This window comes from Calothrix sp. CBUCES-K 9914 (assembly GCF_059640475.1).
The window spans coordinates 1-10,970 of sequence record NZ_JBXXZH010000283.1 but is presented as its reverse complement, the minus strand read 5'-3'; the positions used below and the strand labels follow the sequence as shown (position 1 = coordinate 10,970).

Below are 10,970 nucleotides of genomic sequence, written 5' to 3'. Positions count from 1 at the left end.
TCTTGAGAGATACTTGCTCATGCGGGTTCGTTTATATAAATTTTATTCGATTTTGTTCGCGTTAGAAAAACGCGAACAAACTTTTCTTTATTTTAGGCTATGCTCCCGCTTAACCGAGCAGTATTGATGTCGCTGACTCATTTACGTTAAGACTGCCAATATTGGCAGTAATTTGATTGCTAGAAATACTGTTCGTACCTTTACTGGTTACAGCAGACACGTCAAGAATACTTTCAAGCGGCAAGTTATCTTTAAGTGTAACTCCCGTTGCATTAGAAGCACCTATATTTTTAACAGTAACGGTATAGTTAACTTTATCTCCCAACGTGAGAGGAGCAGTTATTGGACTTACGGTTACTTGCAAATCGACACCAGTAGCAGTTGTTGGTGTAAGCGAAAGATTGTAGTTGGTGTCGCCATCGTACTGGGAAACTTTTACAAAGTAGTCTCCTGCGGGTAATGCCGCAATATTAATATTTTCATCTTGATTATCTGTCGTTTCAGATAGCTTAATTACTTCGTCTGAAGAAATTACGCCATCTCCATTTTTATCTTGAGACAATTCTAGATCGGCATCTGCTGATAAGCCACTAAGTTTGAGCGTTAAGCCACTGGGATTTGTGAGGGTAAAGCGGTAATAGTCAGTAGGATCGACATTTCCAACAAAGTCGCTTTGGGTTGAGGTGGTTAAAGAGTTGAGGTTGAAGGCAGTGGCAAGGGTACTACCTGCTTTATCGGTTGGAATAACTGATGGGGTTGCAGAAAGGTTGAGGTTATAGTTTGTATTACCGCTATTACGTCCCAAATGTAAAACATAATTGCCTGCGGCTAATCCTGTATGACTAATTTTTTCGCTAGCATCTCCTTCTTCATCAGATACTGCGATGATTTCATCAAAATCTAGAATGCCGTCATTATTTTTATCTTGTCCAAGTTCGGCAAACAAATCACCATTTGATAAGCCAGTTACATCAACGCTCAAATCGCTGGTAGAAGATAGAGTGAAGCTATAGTAATCATCAGTATCAACTTGACCGATGAAATCCGATTGCTGGGCATTATTGCCAATATTTGCCAAGTTTTTGGCATTGGTTACTGTATTTCCCGCGTTGTCAGTCGGAACTGGTAGAGGAGGAACTGTTAAACTAAGTTTAAAGCTAGTATCACCACTCTTTTGAAAAACTCGAAGGTAATATAATCCTTCATCAAGGTTGGTGAGATTAATGGTCTCAGATTCGTTTCCTGACTTTGTTGAACTTGCAATTACTTCACCGTCTTGGCGAGTACCGTCCTCACTAAAGTCTTGAAATAATTCAACATCAACATCTCCAGATAAACCATTTAGCAATACATTAAAGTCTCTCGGAGTAGTAAAATAGCCTTCCTCATCTTGCAGACTTCCAATAGTAAAACTATAATACTGTTCTGTGTTAGTTGTACTGATAGTACCAGTCAGACTTTTGCTATCTTCTAAATTACCAAGATCGATAATGCCAGGAAAAGCATTTACTTCGACAGTGTTCGCAAATAAAGGGCTAGCAAGATCAAGAGAATTACTAATTACAGGAAAGTTGTTAAGTAGTAAGCTTCGATTTGTTGATGCAGAGTTTTGAGGAATAGGTATCTCAAAATGTATATGATCAAAATGAACCTGTTGATACTGAATAACTCCAGTATCAAAGAACCTAGGATCGTTGTAAAAAATTCGGGGAGTTCCAGGGAACGCATCAAGAAGTGTTTGAACTTGTGCAATAGTTTGTGAAAAGACAAATAAATTGGCATTATGTATAGCAGAAACTATTGGTTTTATCAATGTTCCATTTAGATTTCTACTAGCAATGTCAGCAGTCTTGACTCCTTTAAGAACATCTGATGGAACATTAGGATTGCCTGCTGGTCATCATAACGGACTACTTTCCCACGCAGTGGATAAAGATTTGCCTCTGGTTGGCTGGGTGATGCAACAGTCTGTTGTGGAGTTTTAGTTTCGAGTATAATTACCTCCACAGCATCCCCTGCATAAAAAGGTAAGCCACGCAGTGTTAAAGTTCCATCTTCAGCTAAAACAGCTTCGACTTTGTGAGCATTCATCTTGTTACTCCTATTTTTAATAGAGAGGGAAAAAGAGAATATTTGTTAATTAGTGTGTTGATTCGGATTCTAACCTTTTTCTAAATTCAGCTAGCGCTTGTTCTTCCGTACTAACTACAACGCCTGGTTTTGCTCGCATAATCGTTAAGTAATATTGAAAAGCATCCTCATCCTCTGGATGCTGTTTAATGTAATCTCGCAATTCTTTCTTAGTTAATTGTTGATAGTTACTCATCTGATTAATTCCTCGCCATTACTTAAAATTTCTACTTCAATTGTTTCACCTATTAAAACCACAATTCGTTGTGAGCGAGTATCGTACCTTGTTAATTCTATTGTTCTGAGTAAGTTACTTGCCCGTACACATATACGAAAAAAGGTTTTTAGTTGTTCTACTGTAGGCACTAGTTTAATTTACCTCCTTATTACTATTATCGCGTAGATATCTTGACTGTTGTTACCTGGTAATCGCTCACACCAAGCGAAGGGTGGAGCTATTGATACGAAGCCCACCTACGTGGGCTAGCCTCTTTAGCCCACGTAGGTGGGCTTTGTTCTATTAGCCACGCCCTTCGCTTGGTGTTGGCGGGTGACGGTAGATAAGAGAACGAGGAGTTTAACCGCCACCCTCTTACCCCACATTTCCCAGCATTTCCAATTGGTCAAGCAACTTTTCTACCTGTTTGCGTTTAGATGGGTCTGACCAAATACGCGACTTTCTTAACTTGGCAGTTGCAGCAGTAAAGCGCTCTTTGTAATTGTTTGACTCAGTTTTCTGGGTAGTTGGGGTTTTATTCTCACTGATATATTGCTTGATTTCGCTTAAAGACCAGTTTTGGGCAATAGCTTGTTCTAAAAAGGCAGTGCGCTCATCTTTATCTTGAATCTGAGCAATGGCTTTGGCTTTGGTATACTCAACGGCGCCTTTCCGTAGTGCATCAAGGATATCGGATGGAAGGTTTAACAACGGCAAGCGGTTATTAGCAAACGATTCCCAAGTCATTAACCCCAAGCCATCAAACACTTCTTCTACAACAGTAAGGTCTGGATTTATTTGTTTATCATCTTCTTTCCCAATAACGTTATTGGAATCCTCAGACTCTAATACATTTGACTCAACATCATTATTATCATCTAAATTATCCGGCGCCTCTAAACTAACCTCATCCGAAGCACCTGTTGACTCTAACTGCTTTTTTCCAATAACGTTATTGGAAGACTTAGCAGCTTCTTTGCGCTCGTGTTGCAGGCGCCGCAATAATGGCGGAATTTCTTCAAGATTTCGACCTAGTTTAAGAGCCAGCAGTTGCAGGATGCCTTCCGTTTCCTCGACTGGGTTAAGGTCTTCTCGCAGTAAATTTTCTATCAGTGCCAGTTGATAAGCTGCGTTGTCGTCTAACTCTCTAATAACGACGGGAACTTCTTTTAATCCAATTTCTAATGCTGCACGGTAGCGTCGCTCACCTGCTACTAATTCGAGTTTTCCTGCATCAACAATGCGTACCAATAAAGGTTGCAAAATGCCATGCTGTTTTATAGACTCAGTTAACTGTTTTAATGCCTCAGAGTCAAAATAACGGCGCGGTTGTGCCGGCGGCAGAGAAATCTGGTCTAATTGGATAGACACTTGAGAATCGGAATTGTTGGCGCCTGTAGTGTCCCAAGGTACTTCGATTTTGCTTTTCAGGGGTTGGCTGGTTTTAGTGCGTCTCATGGTAATGACTCTAAACTAACGGCTATATTTTTCAAAATTTCAACAGAGGGATGCTTTGGTTCATACACCGCAAGGGGCATTCGCTCTTCTGATGCATCAACAAAAGCAGTAGAGCGAGGAATAGGGGCAAAAATAGTTCCGGCGCCTGCTAGTTGTTCCGTGATGGCTGCTAAAGTACGAGTGTCCTGGGAATTGCGCGCGTCATATTTTGTCGGCACAAATCCGGCTATTTGCAGTTTGCGGTTCGGTTTGTTACGAACAGTAGCCACCGTTTTTAACAGTTCACCTGTGCCCTCAAAAGCTTTGAAATGGGTTTCTAGAGGCACAAGAACATGAGTAGCGGCAACAAGCGAGAGGTAAGAAAGCAGCCCCAAACTGGGAGGGCAATCTATCAATATAAAATCATAACCGCCTTCAACTAGTTCAATAGCCTCTTTCAGACGAAAATCCCGCATCACAGCACTAACCAATTGCATCTCCGCCGTACTGAGAGAAATGTTAGCAGGAACTAAATCCATACCATGAATATTCTCAACAATAGGCAGGGGTTGTTCCTCCACAATAGCATTGTGGACAGTTTGTTCTAAATCCCTCGGAACCAAGCCCATAAATATAGTTAAACTGGCTTGGGGGTCTATGTCAATAAGCAGGACACGATGTCCCAGTTGCGCTAGTTGGTAGCCCAGGTTCTGAGTAAGCGTGGTTTTGGCAACACCTCCCGCCTGGTTAAAGACTGCGATGATTCGGCTCATATGTGAGTTTTGTTTACCTGCCCCGTTATACATAAAGATAACTGGGAACGGGGACAATTGGCGCCGTTTTTTTTGGAGAGAGGGCGCCTGTGTTTTGTTTCTAACATTTAATTAACCAAGCAGATACAAATAAACCTCTTGTGGAGCAGGCATCCTTGCCTGCCCTTGCACACTGCATTTAAGCAGAAACTGCTATCCTATATAATAAGACTTAAAGCTCTGTGAGGTTTCATGAAATCAATTGAGCAACTAACAGAAGAACTCCTAGCACTTCCTAGCGCATCCAGGGCGTTATTAGCCCAAAAGCTAGTTGAAAGCTTGGAGTTTGATACTGAACCAACAATCCAAGCAGCTTGGATAACTGAAGCTCTTAAACGGCGTTCAGAAATTCGCTCTGGTTCTGTGCAACCAATTCCAGGAGAAGAAGCTCTTGCTACTGTAAGACGGTTGCTAGAGCCATGAAATATGTATTTCATCCCGAGGCTCTCACAGAATATGCTGAAGGTGTTAAATATTACACAGAGCAACGGATTGAGGTGGCACAAGCATTCATCGATGCTATAGAGGATGCAATATATAGAATTAGAGAGGCGCCTACACGCTACGCTGTAATTGACGAGGATGTACGGCGATGTATGACACGTCGTTTTCCGTATGGAATCCTTTACACAATTGAGCAAGACTATATTCTTATCTTGGCGGTCATGCATTGCAGTCGAGAACCTGGATACTGGAAAAATCGTAGATAGACTTTACTTATCATTCATTTGTTTGAAAGATTTTATGCTCTTCGCTCCTACTGCGGCACCGACTCTTATAACGTCCGGTGTCCGCATATGAAAATATTCGAGTGCTTTTTTCCAATAACGTTATTGGAAGAACATAGTTTTCTGAAAGCGTTTAGTTGCAGGCGCCTTTTTATAGCGGAGGTTAAAAACTGCGTACTCATGGCGAGAGGATGGGTTTTGTTTACTTGCCCCGTTATACATAAAGATAACTGGGAACGGGGACAATTGGCGCCGTTTTTTTGGGAGAGGGGGCGCCTTCGGTTTTATTTAAGACTTTTAATCAGGTTATATGTGTATAATAGTATAAAATAATTATCTTTGTTTTATGTATTAATACGTATGAAAATAAGATTAATTGATGAGAGATTGGCATTAGTTGTAGCTAGTATAATTCCGCTTGCAGTATTTACGGTTACTGCAACCTTTAATCCAACAGTTCAGGCACAAAGCACAAACTTTTTCTGCCAAAAGAGTAAAGGTGTGCCCGTAACCTATGCTCGCACCCAAGCGGGAAACATCCCAATTATTCGTTGGATATCTGGTGAGTTCCCTCCTCCTTGGACACCTATGCAACGTTGTGTTGAGGTATCTCGAAGATTTCAGAAGAATTATGATAACGGTACTCTCAAAGTTCTGAAAGTTGGCAGTTTTAATAAGCAAACAGTCTTATGCACTGCTACCAGCACCAGCGACCCTTGTACAGATAACACTTTATTATTTACTTTCAAACGTAACAGTAAGCCCAAGCAGACTCTAGAAAAGTTACTGGATAAGCGTGGGTTAGCGGCAGGGAAGATATTAAGTGAAAGTCAAGATAAAAGTTCTATCAACATTGATATAAACTTATATTTAGACTACGCTACTGTTGAGTCAACTACTAACACAAAGACAAATATTAACTCTAAATAAGTTGGGTGTAAAAATTAGCAATGTTTATAAACAGGAAAGCAAGTGAGTCAATAAGGTCAACATCAAATGGGTTTAAACAAATTTGCACTGTTTATTTGTCTTGGTGGTTTATCAATGATACTACCAATACGAACTGCGTTTGTTAAAACTGTTGCTTTAGACACTAGTATTGAATGGAAGGTTACTCAACTTAAACAACCACTTTTTCAACCAAAACTAGAACATTTGAGGCATCAATCTCAATCAATTACAGTCAAAGTACTATCACAAGATTATTTAGGTTCAGGCATTCTTGTAAAAAAAACAAGGTACAATTTATACTGTATTGACCAATGCTCACGTACTTAGAGCAGACGACCCCCCATATCGCGTTCAAACACCAGACGGTCGCATTTACCCAGCCAATTTACTTAGAAGCTTAAGAAGAAGCAAAACTGATTTGGCGTTGTTGCAATTTCGTAATGCTAGCAGTATTTACACTGTAGCATCGCTCGGTTCTTCTCCATCAGTGGGGGATGAGGTATTTATTGGAGGATTTCCATTTGATGAAGATGGAACTCAGGTCAAAAATTTTTTGTTCACTCCCGGCAAAGTTTCGTTGATTTTGAATAAAGCTTTAGAGGGTGGCTATCAAATTGGTTACACTAATCTCGTCAAAAAAGGCATGAGTGGGGGACCTCTATTGAATAAACAAGGTGAGGTTATAGGTATAAATGGAATGCACGCTTACCCGCTTTGGGATATTCCCTCCGTATTTATGGATGGTTCCCAGGCAGATAAAGATTTGCATGAAACAATAAACCGTCTGAGTTGGGCTGTACCTATGGATACAGTATTACGGGTGCGCTAGGGAACACAGATGGCTTTAAGTAGTCATAGAACCAAACGAAATTATTGCTTCGAGGTTTTATCTGCGTGGAGATTTGCATTTACCAAATATTTTTAGTGACGTATCGCTTCACTCAAGTAAAACTATTTTGAGAGAAAATAATGAAACCATACCATCGACTTGTACCATCACTGATAGGAGTATCAATTGTTTTTGTACAGACACAAATTGCTGTAGCGCAATCTCAAGTAGATGTCAAAGCAACTGCTCAACAAATTACAGTACAAATTAAGAGTAAAAATTCAAATGGTTCAGGAGTCATTATAAAAAAGGAGGGCAATACTTATACTGTACTTACCGCCAATCATGTAGTCGAAAATTCTCAAAGCCAATATCAAATAGTAACCCCAGATAGTCAGAGTTACACTATCAACACCAAAATTAAGCGACTTGTACCAGACTTAGATTTAGCTATTGTCCAGTTTAACAGCAATAAAACTTACAGAACTGCTAAAATCGGCAACTCTGACAAAGCTATAGCAGGCACAAAAGCTTACGTATCTGGTTTTATAAATACTTATACATTTACCGAAGGACGGGTTACTGCCAATGCTTCCCAGCAAGCCGAGCGTTATAACTTAATATACAGCAATGATACATCACCCGGAATAAGCGGTGGTGCTGTACTAAATGAAAAAGGTGAATTAATAGGAATTCATGGTCGGGCTGACACAACTATACCTTTTGAACAAAATGCCAACATTCTATCCTATAAAAATGGCTTCAATAAAGGTATTCCCATCAATGAATTTTTAATAAATTCACAAGAAATAGGAGTAAATCTTGGCATTACTCTTCCTGAAACTCCTAAAAATACAGCACCCAAGGCTGACGACTTTTTTGTTCAGGGAGGCGAAAGGCGCGAAAAGGGGAATTATCAAGGAGCATTAGCCGCTTACACCAAAGCCATTGAACTAAACTCCAAATATGCTGATGCATACTTCCAACGAGGACTTATCCATATTCAATTAGGAGATAATCAAGCAGCATTCGCTGATATAAATCAAGGAATTTCCATCAATCCAAAAGAAGCTGATGCTTATATTGTTAGAGGGGTTTTCCGTGCTTTCTTAAATGGAGAAAATCAAGAGGCGATAGCTGATTTTAAACAAGCAATAGATATTAATCACGAAAATGTAAATGCTTATTTATTTCGAGGTTATACTCGGGCATTTTTTGGAGAAAAGAATGAAGGAATTGCTGATATTAACTATGCTGCAAAAATTGATGCCAATAATTCCTATATTTACTTATTTAGAGGGATTATTCTCATGCAGTCAGGAGATAATCAGGGGGCAATCGCTGACCTAAATAAAGCAATTAGTGCAAACCCTAGTGATGCTAGCAGCTACTTAGTTAGAGGAATGGCGCGCGCTGGAACAGGAGATAAACAAGGAGCAATTAGTGATTTTAACGAGTTAATTAGGCTCCAGCCTAATTTACCCGTTGCCTACACAATGCGAGGAGCAATTCTTTCTGATTTTGATAACCAGCAGGCATTTACAGATTCAAATGAAGCAATTCGACTCAACCCAAATCATGCCCTTGCCTATTTTGTTCGGGCTAATGCCCGCTCTGGGCTGGGAGATAAACGCGGAGCAATTGCTGATTATGACGAAGGAATTCGTCTCAATCCCAAACTTGCTGGTGCTGCTGATATCTACTTCAAGCGGGGTATGGTGCGTGCGGATTTAGAAGATAACAAGGGGGCAATTACCGATTATACCGAAGCACTGAAATTCAATCCTAATAATGGTAATACTTACTACAATCGGGGTCTTGCTTACAAACGGCTAGGACAGAAACAGGCAGCAATTGCAGATTTTCAAAAAGCCGCAGAACTTTATCAAAAACAAGGGGAAAAAAATGATTATCAGGATGCACTTACCCGCATTAATGAGCTTGAAAAATAGGGGAGCATCCTAAATGTTTAAATCTTAGCGATTTAAATAAAAGTAATAGGAGATAAATTAATGAAGTATTATTTTGGACTCGCATCAGTATTTATAGGAGTATCGATTACTATTTTGCAAACAGAAATCGCTTTTGCATTATCTCCGGAAGAGGTGAGCAATATTGCAAACGAAATTACTGTAAAAATAAAAAATCAAAGCGTAAACTGTGAACGTCAAGAGTGTGGTTCAGGGGTAATCATCAAGAAAGAAGGTAAAATTTACACTGTTATGACTGCTGCTGAGGTAGTTAAAAATTCTCAATATAAATATGAACTTATTACTTTAGATAATAAAATCTACCCATTAAATATAAGTAGCATCAAAATTTTACCAAAAATAAATTTAGCAGTTTTACAATTTGCTAGTAATGAAATTTATACCATTGCCCAGATAGGTAACTCAGACCAATCTCTTAGAGAGACAAATATTTATGTGGCGGGTTATCCCAGCAATACAACAATTAAAAGCATAATTTACTTTACCGAGGGTAAAATTACCGCTAATGCTTCCCAAGCACAAAGTGATGGATACACTTTGGAATATAACAATAATACTTTACCAGGAATGAGCGGTAGTCCAATTTTGAATGAGAAAGGTCAACTGATAGGAATTCATAGTACTGCCGAAACTCCAAAACTCAAAAAAATTGGAGAAGACAGTTACTCTGGTAAGACCACTAATAACAGAGGTATTCCCATTAATACTTTTGTGAGACGCTCCTTAGAGGTAGGTATAAATCTTGGTATCCGTCTTCCTGATCCTCCTATAACTACGGGAGAGCTAAATCCCAGTATCCGTCTTCCTAATTCTCCTACACTTACACCACGTAAAGCCGATGATTTTTATATTCAGGGTTCAGATAAATATAGTAAAGGAGACTATCGAGGAGCGATAGATGCTTACACCCAAGCGATTCAAATTAATCCTGACTACACATATGCTTTCGCTTATAGAGGTTATGCTTACGCTCAACTAAAAAACTTCCAAGAAGCAGTTAACGATTTTAACCAAGCGCTTAGGCTAACCCCCAATGATGCTGATGCATACAATGGTCGAGGGATTGCTCGCGCTCAGTTAGGAGATAAAAAAGGGGCTATTGCTGATTTTACTGAATCTATTCGTCTTAATTCAAAGAGCCACGGGGCATACTTCAATCGTGCTCTTGCGCGCAGCGAATCTGGTGATAATCAGGGAGCAATAGTTGATTATAGCGAAGCCATTAGATTTAATCCAAAATATTTTGAAGCTTACTTCAGTCGAGGCATCTCTCGCGCTAGCTTAGGAGATAAACAAGGCGCCATTACTGATTATACCGAAGCTATTCGTCTCAATCCCAAATATTCTGAAGCCTATAACAACCGAGGAATCCTCCACGCTCTAATGGGAGATAAACAGAGTGCGATAACTGATTTAAACGAAGCAATTAAATTTAATCCCAATAATGTCCAAGCTTATAACAGTAGGGGAATTGCCCGCACTCAAATCGGAGACCATAAAGCAGCCATTACTGATTTTACTGAATCTATTAAACTTAATCCTAAAGATGCTGGGACTTATTTCATTCGAGGTATCTCTCTTACTAGCTTAGGGGATAAACAAAGTGCAATTACTGACTATACCGAAGCTATTCGTCTCAATCCCAAATATTCTGAAGCCTATAACAACCGAGGCAATCTCCGCGCTCAAATCGGAGAGCATAAAGCTGCTATTACCGATTTTACTGAATCTATTAAACTTAATCCTAAAGATGCTGGGACTTACTTCAATCGAGGTATCTCTCTTGCTAGCTTAGGAGACAAACAAGGTGCTATTACTGATTATACCGAAGCTATTCGTCTCAATCCCAAATATTCTGAAGCCTATAACAACCGA

At 39.6% G+C, this 10,970-nt stretch carries 13 protein-coding genes; 7 read left to right on the top strand and 6 right to left on the bottom strand.

Features of this window, described 5'->3' with window-relative positions; all coding sequences use genetic code 11:
- Nucleotides 1-109: 109 nt before the first annotated feature.
- The 6 genes from AC2JBO_RS37920 to AC2JBO_RS37895 form a co-directional block, all read right to left on the bottom strand.
- Nucleotides 110-1,813 carry a pre-peptidase C-terminal domain-containing protein gene (locus tag AC2JBO_RS37920; RefSeq protein WP_496958801.1) on the bottom strand — a complete coding sequence of 568 codons (1,704 nt, stop codon included), beginning with the start codon at nt 1,811-1,813 and terminating at the stop codon, nt 110-112.
- A gap of 8 nt (nt 1,814-1,821) precedes the next feature.
- Nucleotides 1,822-2,091 carry a hypothetical protein gene (locus AC2JBO_RS37915; RefSeq protein ID WP_496958800.1) on the bottom strand — a complete coding sequence of 90 codons (270 nt, stop codon included), beginning with the start codon at nt 2,089-2,091 and terminating at the stop codon, nt 1,822-1,824.
- A 49-nt stretch (nt 2,092-2,140) separates the two neighbouring features.
- Nucleotides 2,141-2,326, bottom strand: a complete 186-nt coding sequence (locus AC2JBO_RS37910; protein WP_496958799.1) for a DUF6887 family protein — start codon at nt 2,324-2,326, stop codon at nt 2,141-2,143.
- Nucleotides 2,323-2,496 carry a DUF6888 family protein gene (locus AC2JBO_RS37905; RefSeq protein ID WP_496958798.1) on the bottom strand — a complete coding sequence of 58 codons (174 nt, stop codon included), beginning with the start codon at nt 2,494-2,496 and terminating at the stop codon, nt 2,323-2,325. Before AC2JBO_RS37905 ends, AC2JBO_RS37910 begins: the two co-directional genes overlap by 4 nt.
- A gap of 226 nt (nt 2,497-2,722) precedes the next feature.
- The gene (locus AC2JBO_RS37900) at nt 2,723-3,805 is read right to left on the bottom strand and encodes a ParB/RepB/Spo0J family partition protein (RefSeq protein WP_496958797.1); all 1,083 of its coding nucleotides are present in this window, start codon (nt 3,803-3,805) and stop codon (nt 2,723-2,725) included.
- Nucleotides 3,802-4,557 carry a ParA family protein gene (locus AC2JBO_RS37895; RefSeq protein ID WP_496958796.1) on the bottom strand — a complete coding sequence of 252 codons (756 nt, stop codon included), beginning with the start codon at nt 4,555-4,557 and terminating at the stop codon, nt 3,802-3,804. Before AC2JBO_RS37895 ends, AC2JBO_RS37900 begins: the two co-directional genes overlap by 4 nt.
- A 231-nt stretch (nt 4,558-4,788) precedes the next feature.
- On the opposite strand from AC2JBO_RS37895, the gene AC2JBO_RS37890 reads away from it, so the two are divergent.
- The 7 genes from AC2JBO_RS37890 to AC2JBO_RS37860 form a co-directional block, all read left to right on the top strand.
- Complete coding sequence (locus AC2JBO_RS37890) at nt 4,789-5,019, top strand: addiction module protein (protein ID WP_496958795.1); 231 nt, start codon at nt 4,789-4,791, stop codon at nt 5,017-5,019.
- Nucleotides 5,016-5,306, top strand: a complete 291-nt coding sequence (locus AC2JBO_RS37885) for a type II toxin-antitoxin system RelE/ParE family toxin (protein ID WP_496958794.1) — start codon at nt 5,016-5,018, stop codon at nt 5,304-5,306. The genes AC2JBO_RS37890 and AC2JBO_RS37885 overlap by 4 nt, the downstream gene beginning before the upstream one ends.
- A 378-nt stretch (nt 5,307-5,684) precedes the next feature.
- Nucleotides 5,685-6,254, top strand: coding sequence for a COP23 domain-containing protein (locus AC2JBO_RS37880; protein ID WP_496958793.1), 570 nt, complete (start codon nt 5,685-5,687; stop codon nt 6,252-6,254).
- Nucleotides 6,255-6,320: 66 nt separating this feature from the next.
- Nucleotides 6,321-6,602: a hypothetical protein gene (locus AC2JBO_RS37875; protein WP_496958792.1), complete on the top strand. Its 282-nt coding sequence runs from the start codon at nt 6,321-6,323 to the stop codon at nt 6,600-6,602.
- Nucleotides 6,580-7,104, top strand: coding sequence for a S1 family peptidase (locus AC2JBO_RS37870; protein ID WP_496958791.1), 525 nt, complete (start codon nt 6,580-6,582; stop codon nt 7,102-7,104). Before AC2JBO_RS37875 ends, AC2JBO_RS37870 begins: the two co-directional genes overlap by 23 nt.
- A gap of 140 nt (nt 7,105-7,244) precedes the next feature.
- Nucleotides 7,245-9,056, top strand: coding sequence for a tetratricopeptide repeat-containing S1 family peptidase (locus AC2JBO_RS37865; RefSeq protein ID WP_496958790.1), 1,812 nt, complete (start codon nt 7,245-7,247; stop codon nt 9,054-9,056).
- A 60-nt stretch (nt 9,057-9,116) separates the two neighbouring features.
- On the top strand, nt 9,117-10,970 hold a 1,854-nt coding region (locus AC2JBO_RS37860), incomplete at its 3' end, for a tetratricopeptide repeat-containing S1 family peptidase (protein ID WP_496958789.1).